At 69.8% G+C, this 17,688-nt stretch carries 17 protein-coding genes; 11 read left to right on the forward strand and 6 right to left on the reverse strand.

Translation table 11 applies throughout. From position 1 onward, the window contains the following. Positions 1-2: 2 nt before the first annotated feature. The 3 genes from QZ753_RS18145 to QZ753_RS18155 all read right to left on the reverse strand — a co-directional run bounded on the left by QZ753_RS18145 (position 3) and on the right by QZ753_RS18155 (position 3,351). Positions 3-839 (reverse strand): carbohydrate ABC transporter permease, encoded by an 837-nt coding sequence (locus QZ753_RS18145; protein ID WP_294645685.1) that lies wholly within the window; start codon positions 837-839, stop codon positions 3-5. Continuing rightward, positions 839-1,723: a carbohydrate ABC transporter permease gene (locus QZ753_RS18150; protein WP_294645686.1), complete on the reverse strand. Its 885-nt coding sequence runs from the start codon at positions 1,721-1,723 to the stop codon at positions 839-841. The genes QZ753_RS18145 and QZ753_RS18150 overlap by 1 nt, the downstream gene beginning before the upstream one ends. Before the next feature lie 194 nt (positions 1,724-1,917). Beyond that, positions 1,918-3,351, reverse strand: coding sequence for an extracellular solute-binding protein (locus tag QZ753_RS18155; protein WP_294645687.1), 1,434 nt, complete (start codon positions 3,349-3,351; stop codon positions 1,918-1,920). A 384-nt stretch (positions 3,352-3,735) separates the two neighbouring features. Here QZ753_RS18155 and QZ753_RS18160 point away from each other — a divergent pair, with 384 nt between their 5' ends. From QZ753_RS18160 to QZ753_RS18190, 7 genes are all read left to right on the forward strand, one after another. Beyond that, a complete protein-coding gene (locus tag QZ753_RS18160) occupies positions 3,736-4,620 on the forward strand; it encodes a sugar phosphate isomerase/epimerase (RefSeq protein ID WP_294645688.1) in 885 nt (294 codons plus the stop codon). Between the two features lie 16 nt (positions 4,621-4,636). After that, a complete protein-coding gene (locus tag QZ753_RS18165) occupies positions 4,637-5,836 on the forward strand; it encodes an ROK family transcriptional regulator (RefSeq protein WP_294645689.1) in 1,200 nt (399 codons plus the stop codon). Positions 5,837-5,852: 16 nt separating this feature from the next. Continuing rightward, positions 5,853-6,614 (forward strand): SDR family NAD(P)-dependent oxidoreductase, encoded by a 762-nt coding sequence (locus tag QZ753_RS18170; RefSeq protein ID WP_294645690.1) that lies wholly within the window; start codon positions 5,853-5,855, stop codon positions 6,612-6,614. A gap of 65 nt (positions 6,615-6,679) precedes the next feature. Further along, a complete protein-coding gene (locus tag QZ753_RS18175; RefSeq protein ID WP_294645691.1) occupies positions 6,680-7,408 on the forward strand; it encodes an SDR family oxidoreductase in 729 nt (242 codons plus the stop codon). Between the two features lie 78 nt (positions 7,409-7,486). Next, on the forward strand, positions 7,487-9,379 hold the full coding sequence (htpG, locus tag QZ753_RS18180; protein WP_294645692.1) for a molecular chaperone HtpG: 1,893 nt from the start codon (positions 7,487-7,489) through the stop codon (positions 9,377-9,379). Positions 9,380-9,505: 126 nt separating this feature from the next. Further along, the gene (locus QZ753_RS18185; RefSeq protein WP_294645693.1) at positions 9,506-9,883 is read left to right on the forward strand and encodes a CidA/LrgA family protein; all 378 of its coding nucleotides are present in this window, start codon (positions 9,506-9,508) and stop codon (positions 9,881-9,883) included. Then, entirely contained in the window at positions 9,880-10,605 is a 726-nt protein-coding gene (locus QZ753_RS18190) for an LrgB family protein (protein ID WP_294645694.1), read from the forward strand. The genes QZ753_RS18185 and QZ753_RS18190 overlap by 4 nt, the downstream gene beginning before the upstream one ends. A gap of 7 nt (positions 10,606-10,612) precedes the next feature. Here QZ753_RS18190 and QZ753_RS18195 read toward each other — a convergent pair whose 3' ends face one another. Beyond that, positions 10,613-10,867, reverse strand: coding sequence for a hypothetical protein (locus QZ753_RS18195; protein WP_294645695.1), 255 nt, complete (start codon positions 10,865-10,867; stop codon positions 10,613-10,615). Between the two features lie 142 nt (positions 10,868-11,009). On the opposite strand from QZ753_RS18195, the gene QZ753_RS18200 reads away from it, so the two are divergent. Further along, positions 11,010-11,780 (forward strand): Crp/Fnr family transcriptional regulator, encoded by a 771-nt coding sequence (locus QZ753_RS18200; protein ID WP_294645696.1) that lies wholly within the window; start codon positions 11,010-11,012, stop codon positions 11,778-11,780. A gap of 10 nt (positions 11,781-11,790) precedes the next feature. Here the strand turns inward: QZ753_RS18200 and QZ753_RS18205 are convergent, their stop codons facing one another. After that, the gene (locus tag QZ753_RS18205; protein ID WP_294645697.1) at positions 11,791-14,133 is read right to left on the reverse strand and encodes a DUF3772 domain-containing protein; all 2,343 of its coding nucleotides are present in this window, start codon (positions 14,131-14,133) and stop codon (positions 11,791-11,793) included. A 152-nt stretch (positions 14,134-14,285) separates the two neighbouring features. Here QZ753_RS18205 and QZ753_RS18210 point away from each other — a divergent pair, with 152 nt between their 5' ends. Continuing rightward, positions 14,286-14,564 carry a hypothetical protein gene (locus QZ753_RS18210; protein WP_294645699.1) on the forward strand — a complete coding sequence of 93 codons (279 nt, stop codon included), beginning with the start codon at positions 14,286-14,288 and terminating at the stop codon, positions 14,562-14,564. Between the two features lie 12 nt (positions 14,565-14,576). On the opposite strand, the gene nikR is transcribed toward QZ753_RS18210, so the two are convergent. Next, positions 14,577-15,020 (reverse strand): nickel-responsive transcriptional regulator NikR, encoded by a 444-nt coding sequence (gene nikR, locus QZ753_RS18215; protein ID WP_294645700.1) that lies wholly within the window; start codon positions 15,018-15,020, stop codon positions 14,577-14,579. 159 nt (positions 15,021-15,179) lie between these two features. On the opposite strand from nikR, the gene QZ753_RS18220 reads away from it, so the two are divergent. Further along, complete coding sequence (locus QZ753_RS18220; protein ID WP_294645702.1) at positions 15,180-16,745, forward strand: ABC transporter substrate-binding protein; 1,566 nt, start codon at positions 15,180-15,182, stop codon at positions 16,743-16,745. Then, a partial coding sequence (locus QZ753_RS18225) for an ABC transporter permease (RefSeq protein WP_294645704.1) occupies positions 16,736-17,688 on the forward strand: 953 nt, incomplete at its 3' end. The genes QZ753_RS18220 and QZ753_RS18225, both read left to right, overlap by 10 nt.

Genomic DNA, 17,688 nt, shown 5'->3' on the forward strand with positions numbered 1-17,688 from the left:
GATTACTCCTTCACCGCGCCGAAGGTGAGGCCGGCCACGATGTGGCGCTGCACGACGGCGAAGACGACGAGGGCGGGAATGAGAGTGATGATGGCGATCGAGGCCATCGTGCCCCATTCGGTGCCGGTGGTGGTGACGTATTCCGACAGGCCCGTGGTGATGGTGCGGGCGTTGAAGCTCGTCAGCGTGGCGGCCAGGAGGAACTCGTTCCAGGCGAAGACCCAGGTGAGGATCAGCGTGACGGCGAGTCCCGGACGCGCCAGCGGGAAGATCACCTCGCGGATCACTTGCCAGGTCGAGGCGCCGTCGACGGTCGCCGCCTCGTCGAGCTCCTTCGGCAGCCCGTCGATCGTGGGCCGGAGCGTCCAGATCGCGAACGGCAGGTTGAAGGTGCAGTAGAGGAGGATCATGCCGATCCGCGTGTCGTAGAGCTTGAAGTCGCCGATCGCGAAGACCTGCGTGAACAGGAGGAAGAAGGGGAGGAGGAAGACCGCCGCCGGCGCCATGCGGTTGGTGATCGTCCAGAAGAAGATGTTCTCCTTGCCGCCGAGATCGTATCGCGACAGCGCGTAGCAGGCCATGAAGGCGAGCGTGGTGCAGAGGACCGCGTTGCCGCTCGAGATGATGATCGAGTTGATCATGTAGCGGCGCAGCGTCTCGTTGCCGAGGACGTTGGCGTAGTTGTCCCAGAACACGGTGTCGAGGAGGACGCTCGGCGTCGTGAAGAGGTCCACCGCCGGCTTCACCGAGATCACGAACAGCCAGTAGATCGGAAAGAGGGTGAGGAAGGAGAGCGCGATCCACAGGAGGATCGAGACGAAGGGGCGCGACTGGCGCATCAGAACGTCCTCTTCTTGCGGGTGCGGGGGGCGACCAGAGCGACGTAGAGGATCCAGCACATCACGAGCGTGAGGTAGAGGACGATCACCGAGATCGCCGAGCCGTAGCCGTAGTCGGTCTTCGGGAACACGACCTTCCAGATGTGGAGGCCGATGTAGCGGGTGGCCGCGCCCGGGCCGCCGCCGGTGAGCATCCACACCTCGTCGACGGTGCGCAGCGCGTCCATCAGGCGGATGAAGACGGTGGCGAGGATCGCCGGGCGGATCATCGGCAGGGTGATGTGCCAGAACACCTGCCAGCGGCTGGCGCCGTCGATCTGCGCCTGCTCGAAGGGCTCCTTGGGGAGCGACACGAGGGCGGCGAGCAGCGTCAGCGTGACGAGCGGCGTCCAGTGCCAGATGTCCATGATGACGGTGAGGACGAAGGCGGCGCCGGCGTCGCGCCCGATGTTCAGCTCGTAGCCGAACCAGGCGTTGAGATAATAGGGGATGATACCGATCGAAGGCGTCGTGAGGAGGCGCCAGACCGAGCCGACGACGATCGGGGCGACGATCAGCGGCAGGGTGTGGATCGTGCGGAAGAAGCCGCGCCCGGGAAACTCCTTCATGAAGAGCTGGGCGAGGAGGTAGCCGATGATGACTTCGGAGGCGACCGCGAAGAAGGCGAACTTCAGCGTGTACCAGATGGCCGTGAGGAACGCCTTGTCGAAGACGAGGCGGCGGAAGTTGTTGGCGCCGTTGAAGATCATGTCCGGGCTGGCGCCGAACGGGTTCCATTGGTGGAACGCGACGTAGAGCACGTAGATGAACGGCACGATGCCGAAGGTCGCCAGGATGATGATCGTCGGGGCGAGGAGCAGCCAGCCGACCTTGTTGGAACGCATGGGAACCATCCTCTCGAGGGGCTCGCGGTCGAGGATCCGGGCAAGGGGGAGGGCGCACGCGAAGGGGGCGTGCGGCGGCCCGCGGACAGGCGCCCTGCTCGGTCGCGGTCGCTCCGGGGGCGGCTCGTTCGCCGACCCCGGAGGAGAGCGTCAGGGATGCCGCCGGCGATGCCGGCGGCCCCGAAGCCTTCGGCCTACTTGCGGTAGCCGAGGCTGGTCAGTTCCTCTTCGGCCGCGGCGGCCATCTCGTCGAGGCCTTCGTCCGGTCCGACCTCGCCGGTCAGGATGCGGTAGAAGATCGGCGCGACGGTCTCGCGGACCTGCGCATGGAACGGATACTTCGGCGCGCCGGCGAACAGCTTCCCGTCGTTCTTCATCATCGTGTAGTAGCCGCCCAGCTTGGCGTCCATCTCCTTCACCTTCGGATCGTCGTAGGTGGCGGTGTTGGTGATGCGCGGCGCCACGACGGCCCAGTCCGGCTGCACCGAGTTCTGGCCGATGTACTGGAGGAAGAGGAGCGCGGCGTCCTGGTTCTTGGCGGTGACGGGGATGCCGAAGGCGCCGCCGTCGTAGTAGCCGATGTAGCCCTTGCCCGACTCCGCGTCGGCCATGACGCCGTCCGAGAGCGGGGGCAGCGCGATGCCGACATTGCCGACGACCTTGGACTTCGACGGGTCGGACGCGATCCAGGCGGCGTTCTCGCCGTAGACGAGGCCCTGCGCGGCGCGGCCCGCGGCAAAGGTCGTCGCGACCTCGGACCAGGTCGAGGCGGCCGATTCCGGCGGCGCGATGTCGCGCAGGTGCAGGAAGTACTTCAGCGCGGCCTTGGCCTTGTCGCTGTTCATCGTACCGCCGTGCTCGACCGTGGCGGCGTAGTTCTGGTCGGCGTTGATGCCCCAGTTGTAGACGCCGAAGGTCGGCGCGACGGACTCGACGTATTCGTACCAGGAGGCGGGGTGGCCGGTATGCGCCTGGCTCGTCGTGCCCCAGAGCTGCCCGCCGTTCTCCTTGCCGTATTCGGTGAAGAACTCGGCGATCTGGGTGTAGTCCTCGTGCGTCTTGGCGGGCGCAAGGTCCTTGCCGGTCTTCGCCTTGAAGGCCTCCTTGATCTTCGGATCGTCGAAGAGGTCCTTGCGGTAGAGGTAGATCTTGATGAAGGCCTCCATCGGCACGCCGAAGAGGTCGTTGTCGGTGCCGCGGAAATAGTCGGCGAAGGTGGTGAAGTTCTTCTCGTCGAACTCCGGCGCCTTGAGGTCCGGCTTGCCGGCCAGCGTCTTGGTGATGTCGGTCAGGAAGTTGCGCTGTAGGTAGGCGTAGACGATGTCCTGCTCGATGTAGACCATGTCATAGATGCCGGTCTTGGCCTCCATGTCCTTGATGGCCTTGTCGTACATCTGGTCCCACGAGGTGGTTTCCAGCTCGACCTTGATGCCGGTCTTTTCCTCGAACTGCTTGGCGAGCACGTCCTTGACGTAGTTCGACGGCGGCGTGCTCTCGGTCACGCCGTGCAGCGTCACGCCCTTGAACTTTGCGCCGGCGTCGGACCAGAAGTCGGCATGCGCGGCGGACAGGCCGCCGACGAGGCCGATCGTCAGGGCGATCAGGCTGGTGCTGAGATTTCGCTTCATGAGTGTCGTTCCTCCCGAAGGTCCGCCTTGTCCGGCGGCGCGTTGCTCCCGCCCTTGTTGACCGGGCGGTTTCTCCTTTTGGAAAAGCGGGCCATCGGTCCGCCGGACGCGCCGGGCGGGAAGGCCGTGCCCTCATGCCTAGACCATCACGAGCCCGTGCACAACATTTGTTGCGCGATCTGTCATATTATGTTGCATCTGGCGCAAGAAACGCTGCATCTGAGACTTGGGCATAACCTTCGCGCTTGTTCGAGGGCGAGCAGTCGCAAAATACAGCCTTGCTGCAGCGCAAATACGATGCTTTGCGGCGCAACACGACGGGTCGCTTGACAAATCGCGGTTGCGGAGATTTTGTTGCGCAATCCAACAATAAGGGAGCGCGCGATGAAGCGGCTGGGGATCCATTCGTTCGTCTGGACGGGCGGCGGAACGCAGGACGAACTGGAGCGCGCGCTCGACCGCTCAGCCGAATGCGGCTATCGCCTCATCGAGTTCGCCTACCTGCGCCCCGAGAAGTTCGACCTCGACCGGCTGGGAGAAAAGGCGCGCTCGCTCGACATCGAGATCGCCGTCACCATGGGCCTGCCGCTCGCGGCCGACGTGTCGAGCACCGACGCGGGCGTGGTGAAGGCGGGCGAGGCGCTGCTCGCCGACGCCGTCAAGGCGGTGCGCGACGTGGGCGGCAAGACGCTCGGCGGCATCCTCTACTCCGCCCACACGAAATACGGCGCGATGCCGACCGAGCGCGGCCGCCAGAACGCGATCGCGGCCATCGCCAAGACCGCCGACATCGCCAAGGACGCCGGCGTCGACCTCGTGCTCGAGGTCGTCAACCGCTTCGAGAGCAACGTCCTCAACACCACCGCGCAAGGGCTCGACTTCATCGAGAAGACCGGCTCCGATCATGTGCGGCTCCACCTCGACACGTTCCATATGAACATCGAGGAGGCGAACCCGGCCGCCGCCCTGCGGCTGGCCGGCGACAAGCTCGGCTACTTCCATATCGGCGAGAGCAACCGCGGCTATCTCGGCGACGGCGTGATCGACTTCGAGCTGATCTTCGACGCGCTCCTCGATATCGACTACGCCAGAAACATCACGTTCGAGTCCTTCTCCTCCGCCGTGGTGGACGAGGCGCTCTCGCTCGCCTGCGCGATCTGGCGCGACACCTGGACCGACAACATGCCGCTCGCCCGCCATGCCAAGACCTTCATCGAGCTGAAGCAGGACGAAGCCAAGCGCCGCCGCGCCACCAACGCGCGGCCGTAAGCCGACGGGAGCGCCCGTGTCGCACGCCGCCTCCCTCGATCCCGCACTCCGCCGCGTCCGGCAGGGCAGCGAGATGGCGGCGCTGCGCGCGCTCCACCGCTTCGGGCGGCTGAGCCGCGCGGATCTGGCGCGCGTCCTCGGGCTCAACCGCTCCTCGTCCGGCCACATCGTCGCCGCGCTCACCGCCGAGGGGCTGGTGCGAGAGGTGGCCGACGCGCCGGACGGGACGGAGCGCGCGGCCAAGGGCCGGGCGGGGCGGCCGGGCATCCTCCTCGAACTCCAGCCGGACGCCGTGTTCTTTGCCGGCGTCGAGATCGGCGTCGAGCATATCAGCTTCGTCGCGATCGACCTGTCGGGCACGATCGTCGCGCAGCGCATCGCCGCCTTCGACGCGCCGGCGGCGGGGCTCGACGACGCCTTCGAGACCGCCGCGCGGCTGGCCGCCGACGCGCTGCCGTCGGACGGCTGGGCGCGCTGCGAGGGGTTCGGTATCGCCGTCCCCGCGCAGATGGAGCGCGGCGGGCGCGTGCGGGTCGCCCCGCTCCTCGGCTGGCGCGATGTCCATCCCGCGGCGCTGATGCGCGCTCACCTGCCGGACAGCGTGCCGGTCGCCGCCGAGAACGATGCCAACGCCTTCGCGATCGGCGACGCCTACGGGCGGGATGCCGCGCGGCTCGGCGTCACGCTGGCGCTTGTGCTGGAGACCGGCGTCGGCGGCGGCATCCTCGTCGACGGCGCGCTGTTCCGGGGCGGCCACGGGCTCGCCGGCGAAATCGGCCACCTTCTCGTTCCGGCCGGCGACGGGACCTTGCGGCGGCTGGAGGAACTCGTCGGGCTCGACGGGGTCCTCTCCGCCTGGCGTGCCAGCGTGCCCGACGGCGCGGCGACGCTGGAGGCGTTCCTCGGCGAGGTGAAGGACCGCGCGCCGGGCGCCGTCGCGATCGCGGAAGGCTGGGCGCGCTCGCTCGCCTTTGGCCTATCGCAGGGCTGCCGGCTCGTCGACCCCGACCAGATCGTGCTCGGCGGTTCCCTGGCCGCGCTCTATCCGCTCGTCGGCGCGCGCGTCGCCGCGCACTGGGCACGCATCCAGGACCCCGGCTTTCCCATGCCCGGCATCGTCGTCAACGCCGACCCGACCTTCGGGGCGGCCTTCGGCGCCGCCTGCATCCTTCACCAGCGGTTCCTGGCGGCCGACGCCGAACCCGCCCATGTCTGACGGGAGACCACACACCATGCTCGATCGGTTTCGACTGGACGGAAAGGTCGCCCTCGTCACCGGCGGCAACCGGGGCATCGGGCTCGCCATCGCGAAAGCGCTTGGGCATGCCGGCGCACGCTGCCTCGTCACCGCCCGGCGCGACAACCCGGACGGCGAGGCGGAGCTTCGCGTCTCAGGCACCGAGTTCGATGTGGCGCGGGGCGACGTGCGCGACCCGGACATGCCGGCGCGCGCGGTCGCCCAATGCATCGAGCGCTTCAGGCGCATCGACATCCTCGTCAACAATGCCGGCGTCGCCTCGCACGGCCACACCGAAACCTTCGACGACGAGCGGCTGGAGCTGATCCTTTCGACCAACGTCGCCTCCGTCTTCCGCTTCTGCCGGGAGGCGCTGCCGCACCTGAAGGCGGCGGGCGAGGGCGTGATCCTCAACGTCGGATCGGTGTCCGGCTTCATCTCCAACATTCCGCAGAACCAGGCGGCTTACAACGCGTCCAAGGCCGCGGTGCACATGCTGACGAAATCGCTCGCCAGCGAGTTCGCGCCGGACGGCGTGCGCGTCAACGCCGTGGCGCCCGGCTATATCGATACGGACATGACGCGCGGCGGCTTCGACAACCCGGACTGGGACCCGGTCTGGCGGCGGATGACGCCGATGGGTCGTTACGGCCAGCCAGAGGAGGTCGCGGCCTGCGCGCTGTTCCTCTGCTCGCCCGCCGCAAGCTACGTGACCGGCGCCGTCCTGCCGGTCGACGGCGGATATCTCACCCGCTGACCAGCGGGTCACGCGTTGACCGACGCGTCAGGCGCTGACGAATTTTCAAGGGAGGAACCATCGACATGGCAGAGAAACTCGCGGGCAAGGTCGCGGCCGTCACGGGCGGCGCCTCGGGCATCGGCCTCGAATGCGCCCGCATTATGCTGGCGAACGGGGCGCGCGTCTTCATCGTCGACAACAACGACGAGCGCCTCGACAAGGCGGTCGCCGATCTCGGCGCGGGCGCGAGCGCGCTGAAGGTGGACATCACCGATGCCGCGAGCACCGACACGATGCTGCCGCGCATCCTGGAGGAGGCCGGCCAGCTCGACATCTTCCACGCCAATGCCGGCTCCTACATCGGCGGCGACCTCGTGGACGGCAACGCCGACGCCTTCGACCGGATGCTGAACCTCAACGTCAACGCCGTGTTCCGCGGCGTCCATGCCGTGCTGCCGCACATGATCGGCCGCGGCACCGGCGACGTGATCGTCACGAGTTCGGTCGCCGGCCATCAGGCGATCCCCTGGGAGCCGGTCTATACCGCCTCCAAGCACGCGGTGCAGGCCTTCACCCATGCCGTGCGCCGGCAGGTGGCCAAGCACGGCGTGCGCGTCGGCGCGATCGCGCCGGGACCGGTGGTGACGCCGCTCGTCCAGGACTGGCCGGCCGAGAACCTGAAGCGGGCGATCGAGAACGGCGCGCTGTTCCAGCCGGTCGAGGTCGCCGAGGCCGTCCTCTTCATGCTGACGCGCCCGCGCAACACGGTGGTGCGCGACCTTGTGCTCCTGCCGCAGAACTTCGACATCTGACACGGCCCTCCGCCGCTTGAAACCTCAGCCCCGAGCCGCCATGTCGCGGCTCGGTTTGCGGCCAGAGAGGGACACGGCATGACGGCGGATACGGGTATGGGCGAGACGACGAAGAGCTTCGAGGCGGACGTCGCCCGGCTCCTGCACCTGATGGTGCACTCGGTCTATTCCGACAAGGACGTGTTCCTGCGCGAACTCGTCTCCAACGCCGCCGACGCCTGCGAGAAGCTGCGCTTCGAGGCGATCGCGGCGCCCGAACTCCTCGGCGCGGGCGGCGAGCCGCTGATCACCCTGACGATCGATCCGTCCGCGCGAACGCTGACCGTCGAGGACAACGGCATCGGCATGAGCGAGACCGAGATGACCGAGGCGCTCGGCACCATCGCGCGTTCGGGCACGCGCGCCTTCATGGACCGGATGGCGGAGGAGGCGAAGGGCGGCGAGAGCCGGCTCATCGGGCAGTTCGGCGTCGGCTTCTATTCCGCCTTTATGGTGGCCGACCGGGTGGACGTCGTCTCGCGCCGCGCAAGCGGCGATACGGCCGCACGCTGGACATCGGACGGCCTCGGCACCTTCACGGTCGGCGCCGCCCATCCGGCCGAGGCGCCGCCGCGCGGCACCCGCGTCACGCTCCACGTCAAGGAGGACGCCGGGACCTATCTTGAGCCCCACGCCATCGAACAGACCGTGCGCGCCCAGTCCGGCCACGTGCCGGTGCCGATCGCGCTGAAGACCGCGCCGGATGCCGAGCCGCGGCGCATCGCGGACGGCGCGGCGCTGTGGACGAAGCCGAAGTCCGAGATTTCGGCCGACGACTACGCCGACGCCTATCGCACGCTCGCCGGCCAGTTCGACGAGCCGGCGTTGACGCTGCACTATCGCGCCGAGGGCCTGCACGAATACACGGTGCTTGCCTTCGTGCCGGGATCGAAGCCCTTCGATCTCTTCGATCCCGAGCGCGCCGGCCGCATGAAGCTCTACGTGCGGCGCGTCTTCATCACCGACGAGACCGAGATCCTGCCGCGCTGGCTGCGCTTCGTGCGCGGCCTCGTGGATTCGGCCGACCTGCCGCTCAACGTCTCGCGCGAGATGATCCAGGAAAGCCGGGTGCTCGCTGCGATCCGCAAGGGCGTGACGAGCCGCGTCCTGTCGGAGATGGGCAAGCTCGCGGAGAGCGACCCGGACCGCTACGCCGGCGTCTGGGAGAACTTCGGCGCCGTCCTGAAGGAAGGACTCTACGAGGACGAGGACCGGCGCGCCGCCCTTCTCGGCCTCGCCCGCTTCCACACCACGACGGGCGGGACGGCCTGGCGCAGCCTCAAGGATTACGTCGCCGACATGAAGGAGGGTCAGGCGGCGATCTACTACGCCGTCGGCGCGGATGCCGAGCGGCTGAAGGCCTCGCCGCAGCTCGAGGGCTTTGCCGCGCGCGGCATCGAGGTTCTTCTCCTGACGGATCAGGTCGACGGCTTCTGGACCTCAATGGTCCCCGAGTTCGAGGGCAAGCCCCTGCGCTCGGTGACGCAGGGGCTTGCCGATCTCGGCGCCGTGCCGCTCCGGGAGGGCGCCGAGCCCGCCTCCACCGAGGCCGCGCCGGAGGTCGAGGGCTTCATCGCCTATCTCAAGGAGACGCTCGGCGAGGACGTCTCGGACGTGCGCGCCAGCGAGCGCCTGACCGACAGCGCCGTCTGCCTCGTGGCGAATGATCGCGGCATGGACCGGCAGCTGGAGCGTCTCCTGGCGAGCGCCGGCCGGCTCGGCGGCGCGGCCGCAAAGCCCATCCTCGAGGTCAATCCGCGCCATGATCTCGTCGCGCGGCTTTCGCGGCTGGGTGCGGGCGACGCCGCGCTGCGCGAGGACGCCGCGCGCCTCCTTCTCGACGAGGCGCGCGTCGCCGACGGCGAGGCGCCGTCCGACCCGCGCGCCTTCGCCGCGCGCCTTGGCCGCGTCTTGGCGCGCGCGCTGGGCTGAGGCTCGGCCCGGCGCCTGACGCACCGGCGCTGAACGCTGCGTCAGGCGGCCGCCTGCTGGCTTGCGCGGGGTCGAGCCCGTAAGGAGGGCGGATCTCGCCTCCGTCCTTCCGAAAGGCTGCCCCTCGTGCTTCTCGGCCTCTTCGTGCTTCTCGCCTGTCAGCTGGCCGGCGAGACCGTCGTCCGCCTGATCGGCCTTCCGGTGCCGGGCCCGGTGCTCGGCATCGTCTTCCTGCTCGGCATCCTCGCCCTCACCGAGCGCCGCCGCGCGGGAGGCGTGGCTTCGGCGGACGCGCCGGTCGGCCGCGTCGCCGACGGGCTCCTGTCCCATCTCGGCCTCCTGTTCGTGCCGGCGGGCGTCGGCATCGCGCGCTCGCCCGATCTCCTCCTCGCCAACGGGCCCGGCGTGCTGGCGGCCCTTGTCCTCTCGACGGTCCTGACGCTCCTCGTCACCGTCGGCGTCTTCCGCCTCGTCCGCCGTCGGCGGGAAAGCGGTGCCGCATGAACGGCGGGGCGTCCCTCTTCGAGCTCTGGGTCTATCTCTCCGCGAGCCCGCTCCTCTGGCTGACGCTGACGATCGGCGTCTTCCTCGCCGCGCGCGCCATCGCGCGGGCGAGCGGCGACCATCCGCTGGTCAACCCGATCCTCCTGTCGATCGCGGTCCTCGTCTCGCTCCTCGTCGCGACCGGCACGCCCTACGCCACCTATTTCTCCGGCGCCCAGTTCGTCCATTTCATGCTGGGGCCGGCGACCGTCGCGCTCGCCGTGCCGCTCTGGCGCAACCGCGCGCTGGTGCGCTCGATGCTGGGGCCGGTGCTGCTTGCCCTGCCGGCCGGCGCGCTGGCCGCCACCGGCTCGGCCGTCGGGCTCGGGCTCCTCTTCGGCGTGCCCCAGCCGCTGCTCCTCGCGCTCGCGCCTAAATCCGTCACCGCCGGCATCGCCATGGGCATCGCCGGCGAGATCGGCGGCGACCCGGCGCTGACCGCTGTCTTCGTGATCGCCACCGGCATCATCGGCGCGATCCTCGTCACGCCCCTGATGAACGCGCTCGGCGTCCGCGATTATGCCGCGCGCGGCTTTGCCGCAGGCCTCGCCTCGCACGGCATCGGCACCGCCCGCGCCTTCCAGGTGGACGGCGTGGCCGGCACCTTCGCCGGGCTCGCGATGGCGCTGAACGGGCTCCTGACGGCCCTCATCGTTCCGATCGTCGTCGGGCTGATCCGCTGAGGCGCCGTCAGCCGCGCCGCTCCAGGCTGAACTCGACGGCGGCGTGCGGGCGCAGCGGCAGGCGCTGCGCGTAAAGGCGCGAGGGCGCGTCCTCGCGCTGCACGATGGCGGCGTCCGCGCGCCCGACGGCGTCGCGGATCAGCGCCTCGGCCTCCGCCCAGCTGCCGGCCAGAACCGCGAACAGGCGGGTGCCGTGGCGCGGCTCTCGGTCGCGTGCCTCGGGTTCGGCCGCGCCGACGAACAGGGAAGTGGGATCGATCATGACGCCTCCAGTCCCCGAGAAGGATGGGGCATCGTTGGACGGCTGACAGACTGGGGCGCGCACCGCGGCCCGGGAACTTAAACTAGTTAATGGACGAACGATCTCCGATCCATTCGGAAGGGCCTGTTCCGGAGGGCTGGTCTTGGTCGTTTATCTCATCCGCAAACTGCAGAATTTTGCGCCGCTCTCCGACGAGGAACGCTCGGCGCTGCAGGAGCTCGCCGGCCGTCGGCTGCGCGTCCTCAACAGCCGCGACGACATCATCGCACAGGGGCAGAAACCCGGCTTCGTCAATCTCGTGCTCGAGGGCTTCGCCTGCCGCTACAAGATCCTGCCGGACGGTCGGCGGCAGATCCTGTCCTTCTTCATCCCCGGCGACCTCTGCGACCTTCACAACGACGTGCTCGGCGTCATGGATCATTCGATCGGCGCCATCTCGCCGCTGCGCATCGCGCAGATCGGGTCGGACGAGATCGAGGCGCTGATGACGCGCTGCCCGCGCCTGCGCCGCGCCTTCTGGTGGAACGAGCTGGTGGGCGAGGCGACGACGCGCGAATGGCTGACCAATCTCGGCCAGAGAACGGGATCGGAGCGCGTCGCCCACCTCCTGTGCGAGACCTTCGTGCGCATGCGCTCGATCGGGCTGGTGGACGAGACCGGCGCCTGCCCCTTTCCGATCACGCAGGCCGACATGTCGGATGCGCTCGGCATCTCGATCGTCCACACCAACCGGATGCTGCAGGACCTGCGCGCCGAGGGGCTGATCGTCCTGAAGGGGCGCTCGCTGCAGGTCGACGACCTCGGCGCGCTGATGCGGCTCGCCAATTTCGAGCCGAGCTACCTGCACCTGCGCCGCCCCAGCGCCGAGGAGGTCGGCCACGGCACCGAAGCGGATCGCGAGGCGCTCGCCTGACCGGCCCGCCTCAGGCGGGCGGCGCGGTGAGGGGAATGCCCTCGGAGCGGAAGCGACCGAGGAGCGTGAAGAGGATCGCGCTGCGCGTGCCGTAGACCTGACGCGGGCCGCCGACGAAGGCGAAGGACTTGAAGGTCACCTTGCCGTCGTCGATCCCGTCGATGAAGACGGAGGGCGCGGGCTCCGACAGCACCGCCTCGTGCCCGGCATAGGTTTCGAGGATCGCCCCGCGCACCGCCGCGACGTCGGCGTCGATCGGCACGGAGAACATGATCTGGATGCGCCCCAAAGGGTCCGCCAGCGTCATGTTGCGGATCGATTTCGTCACCAGCTCGGAATTCGGCACGATCAGGGTCGAGCGGTCGGCGATCTGGATCTCGGTGGAGCGCACGCTGATGCGCTTCACGTCGCCCTCGTCGGTGCCGATGCGCACGGTGTCGCCGATCTTCACCGGGCGCTCGGCGAGAAGGATCAGCCCGGAGACGAAGTTCTGCGTGATCGCCTGGAGGCCAAAACCGATACCGACCGACAGGGCGGAGACGACCAGCGCGATGCGCTCGACGCCGATGCCGAGCGTCGTGATCGCCCAGAACCCGGCGAGCAGGATGCCGGCATAGGTGACGATCGTCGACACCGAGTTGCGCGCGCCGGGGTCGAGGTCGGTCGCCGGCAGGTATCGCTCCTCCAGCCAGTGGCGCACGACGCGCATCAGGCCGATGCCGACCGCGAGCACCACGGCCGCCTTCAGGATCGCGCCCGGCACGATGGTGAAGCCGCCGATCTGGATCTCGGCGGAGGAGCCGATCTGGTAGAACAGGGAGCTCGCGCCCGGCCCGAGCGGCCCGGACAGGAGAAGCGCCGCCCAGACGAGGATGGCGATGCGCAGGAGCGCCGACAGGAGGACGCCGAGCTGCCCGACCTGCGCGCGACGGAGGCCGAGCCCGGTATGCAGCGAGCGCCCGAGCCGGCTGTCGCCCGACAGGAACGTGGTGCACAGGTCGTCCACCACGACGAGGAGCAGGAAGGCGCTGGCGGAGACGACGGCGGTCCAGATCACTTGGCGCGTCAGGAAGAGGGCAAGGTTCACGTAGCCCTGGAGCGCGGCGACGAGGCTCGCCGCGACGCAGGCCCAGGCGAGGAGCGTCGCGATCGTCACCAGCGTCGTGCGCGCGCTCGGCTGGCGGCTGGCGGCGTCGGGATGGGCGCGGCGAATGCGCCCCAGCGTGACGAGGACGCAGACGATCAGCGCGCCGTAGACGACGGCGACGACGTAGTTGACGACGATCGCCGCCGGCTGGCTGACGCCGACGGCCCGCCCGCCTTCCACCAGAAGGACGCCGAGGAAGGTGAGGACGGCGGCGAGCGCCGGGAACGGTCGCAGGCGCTGCACGGCCGTCTCGTCGAGCGGCAGGAGCCGCCACGACGGCTGGCCGACGAGAAGGAGCCCGGCGCCGAGCGACAGGACGAAGGCGCCGAGCGCCGCGGTCTGCGCGAGGCTCTCGGCGAGCGGGCGCACGGTGCGGGTCAGGACCCCGGCCCAGCCGAGGCCGAAGAAGAAGATCGAGACGCCGAGCGCGGCGGTGAGCGTGCCCACCACCACGAACCAGAGCGCCAGCGCCGAGCGGCGGGCGCGCGTGCTCGGCACCTGTTCGGAGGCGACGCGCCGGCCGACCTCGCGCAGGCGCCGGCGCAGCGGCAGCGCGAGCACGAGGGCGAGCGCCAGCGAACCCGCGACTGCTGCGATGCGTGTGACGGGCCCCGTCTGCGGGATCTGGTTGCACCAGTCGCGCGCGAAATCGCGGGCGCGGGCGAGATCGTCGGGCAGGCGGTTCGCGACCTGGGTCCACAGGAGCGGCGACAGCGGGGAGGCGACCTCCTTGAACGTGTCGCGGCTGAAGGCCTCGTTGATCTCGCGGATCATCCGGTCGATCGTTTCCTTGGCGTCGGCGCCGACGAGGCGCCCGCGCTTGATCGCCGAATCGATGTCGCCGCGCTGGGCGGCCAGCTGGTCGCGCTGCGCCTTGACGTCGGGCGCCTCGGTCTCGTTCGCCTCGCCGAGTTCCGCGATGCGCGCGTCGATCGCGGCGAGCTGCGGCTCGAGAAGGCCGACCGCCTCGTTGGCCGCCGAGCCCACCGTCATGGCGCGGTCGCGGAGCTCCGCCTTCTGGTCGACCGTGGTGTCGCCGTCGGCCGCCTGTTTGATCGCGGCGAGATCGTTCGCCTGGGTGTCGACGGCGGCAATCGTCTCCTGCGCGGCGCCCGCGTCCTGAGCGAGGGCGACCGGCATCGCGGCGCCGACGAGCCACAACAGGAAGGCGAGGCCGGCGATGAGCCTCTGGGTCGATCGGATCATGGTCGTGTCGCATCGGTGCAAGGCGCGCCGTCCCCTCGAAGTCCGGTTCACGGGCGGCCGCGCCATCCCCTTGGCGCCGCCGCCCGGCAAGAAGGCGGGTTCTGAGCCGATCCGATGGGCCGAAATGTGGCTGCCTCCGATGATTTGCCGGCGTGGGACCGCTCGACAAACCGCCGCCTCGCGCCACTTGGCCCCCCATGAACCGCGACAAGGACATTCTTTGGCTGCGCGACGAGCTGACCCGCCGCTTCGATTTGGTTCTTCGGCCCTCCGCCGAGGAGATCGAGCGATTTCGCGAGGAGGCTGCGCGTCTGGCCGCCGTCGTCGGTGACCGCGAGGTCGCCGAGCGCTCCGCCGCGCGCCGTATCTTCCTGATGCAGACGGGCAGCGTCCCGATGCACGAAGCCGAGACCCTGCGCAGCGCCGCCTGAGGCGCCTTTCGTTCAGTCGTGATAGTGGGGGTGTGCGGCGCCCTTGGCCGTCGATCCGCCGGCATCGGGGATCAGCACCAGTTCGCCGTGCCGGACCGAGCGTTCGGCGATCACGTGGTCGGCGAAATGCCGCACCGCGCCGATCTCACCCTTCAGCACCGACACCTCCATGCAGGTTCCTTGGTCGAGATGGACGTGGAGGCTGGAGACCGACAGGTCGTGGTGGTCGTGATGGGCGTGGGTCAAGCGGCGCGACAGGTCGCGTGCGGCATGGTCGTAGACATAGACCAGCGCCGCGACGCAGCCGCCTTCGCCGGTGTCGGCGCGCGCGCGCGACAGTCCGGCGCGGGCAAGGTCCCGGATCGCCTCGGAGCGGTTGGCATAGCCGCGCTCGGCCATCACCGCGTCGATGTCGGCCATCAGATCGTCGTCCAGCGTCACCGTCACGCGCTGCATGAGAAGGCTCCCGTTCCGTCCATCGCTCCGCGCGGCTTCTAGCGGGAACTGCGGGCGGATGCGACCGCCGGTCCGAGAGTATGACGATTTCCGATAGACTGCATACCGGTGCTCCCCTAGTGTCGCGGCGATTCGAAAATCGCCTTTCCCGGAGTTCCCGTGTTCCCAAACGTCCTGCGTGCCGGCCTCGTGCTCCTGTGCCTCGGGGCGCCCGCCCTTGCCGCGCCGAAGTCCGACCTCGTGCTGGCGATCGGCGGCGAACCGGAGACCGGCTTCGACCCGCTCCTCGGATGGGGCGCCTACGGCCATCCCCTGTTCCAGTCGACGCTTCTGACGCGCGGTCCCGACCTCGAGACGCAAGGCGATCTCGCGACAGCTTGGACGCTCTCGGGCGACCGCCGGACCTGGACCGTCACGATCCGCCCCGACGCCGTCTTTTCCGACGGCACGAAGCTCACCGCCCGCGACGTCGCCTTCACCTATTTAAAGGGCCGCGACACGCCCGGCGCGCTCGACCTGTCGGTGCTGGATGGGGCCGAGGCGCTGGACGACACGACCGTCCGCCTGCGTCTGAAGAAGCCCTGGATCACCTTCACCGAGACCTTCTTCTCGCTCGGCATCGTGCCCTCCGCCTCCTACGGCCCGGACTACGGGCGCCGCCCCGTCGGCTCGGGTCCCTACCGCTTCCTGTCCTGGCAGCCGGGCGAGCAGCTGATCGTCGAGCGCAACCCGAACTACTACGGAAAGGCGCCCGCCTTCGGGCGCGTCACCTTCCTGTTCACCGGCGACGACGCGGGGCTGGCGGCCGCGCGCGGCGGCGCGGTCGACATGGTGTCGGTGCCCGCGCCGCTCGCCGACGCGTTGCCGGAGGGCTTTCGCGCGCTTCCCGTGCGCACCGTCGACAATCGCGGCCTCAGCCTGCCATTCCCCGCGGACGAGGGGCGCACCGCGCCGGACGGCGGGCGGATCGGCAATGCGGTCACCGCCGATCCCGCGATCCGCCATGCGATCAATCTCGGGCTCGACCGGCAGGCGGTGGTGGACGTCGCCCTCAACGGACACGGCACGCCGGCCTTCGGCCCGGCCGACGGGCTGCCCTGGGCGGGCGAGGGCGAGACCGTCGCCTACGATCTCGAAGCCGCAAAGCGCCTCCTCGATGCGGCCGGCTGGGCGCCCGGCGCGGACGGCGTCCGCGCGAAGAACGGCGTGCGCGCCGCGTTCCCGATCAACTACCCGGCTGCCGACGCGACGCGCCAGGCGCTCGCCGAGACGGTCGCCGCGCTCCTGCGTCCGCTCGGGATCGAGGCGGCCCCCAAGGGCTCGTCCTGGGACGCGATCGGGCGCGTGATGCATGCCGAGCCGGTGATTTTCGGCTTCGGCAGCCATTCGCCCTACCAGCTCTACAGTCTCTACCAGTCGACGCTGGCGGGCGTGGAGTACCAGAACCCGACCTTCTACGGGAACGCCCGCGTCGACGCCCTGTTCGCCGAGGCGCAGGGTGCCCCGAGCCTCGAGGCCTCCTATCCCCTCTGGTCCGAGGCCGCCTTCGACGGGCAGACGGGCTACGGCACCCGCGGCGACGCGGCCTGGGCCTGGCTCGTCAACCTCGACCACGTCTACTTCGTGAACCGCTGCCTCGACGTCGGCCGGCCGCAGATCGAGCCGCACGGCCACGGCTGGCCGATCACCGCCTCGATCGCGAGCTGGACCTGGACGTGCGACTGATCCTCCGCGCGCCCCTGCGGCTCGCAGCGCTCCTCCTCCTCGTCGCCGTCTTCGCCTTCGCGCTCGTGCGCCTGTCGCCGGTGGACCCGGTCGCCGCCTATCTCGGGGCCGGCATCGCGCGCCTCCAGCCGGAGCAGCGCGCGAGGATCGAGGCGGCCTGGGGGCTCGACCAGCCGGCGCCGGCGCAGTTCGGGCGCTGGCTCGGGCATGTGCTCTCGGGCGATCTCGGCTGGAGCACCAGCCACAACGCGCCGGTCGCGACCGTGATCGCCGAGCGGGGCGCGGCGACCTTGCGGCTCGCGCTGCCGGCGCTCCTGATGTCCGGCGTCCTCGGCTTCGCGCTTGGCGTCGTCGCCGGCGCGCGCGACGGCTCGCCGCTCGATCGCGCGGTGCGGCTCTACGCCTACCTCCTGGCCGCGACGCCGACCTTCTGGCTGGCGATCGTGGCGCTGACGCTCTTCTCCGTCGAGCTCGGCTGGGCACCGCTCTGCTGTTCCGGCCCCATCGGCGTGACGCCGGACCGGGTGACGCTGGCCGAGACGCTCGCTCACCTCGCCCTCCCGCTCGGCGTCCTGACGCTCTTCGGCGTCGCGCCGGTGGCGCTCCACACCCGCGAGGCGGTCGCCGCGACGATGCGCTCCGACCACGCCCTCTTCGCCTTCGCGCAAGGCGCGAGCCGCCGCGACGTCGCGTGGCGGCATGCGGCGCGCGCGGCGATTTTGCCGGCGCTCACCATCGTCTGCGCCTCGCTCGGCGAAATCCTCGGCGGGGCGGTGCTGGCCGAACAGGTCTTCGCCTATCCCGGTCTCGGCCGCGCCACGGTCCAGGCCGGCACGCAGGGCGACGTGCCGCTGCTCCTCGCGCTGACGCTTCTGGCCGCCGCGCTGGTCGCGACCGGCAACCTCGTGGCGGACCGGCTCTACGCCCGCATCGACCCGCGCCT

Source organism: uncultured Aureimonas sp., assembly GCF_913775355.1.
GTDB lineage: Bacteria > Pseudomonadota > Alphaproteobacteria > Rhizobiales > Rhizobiaceae > Aureimonas.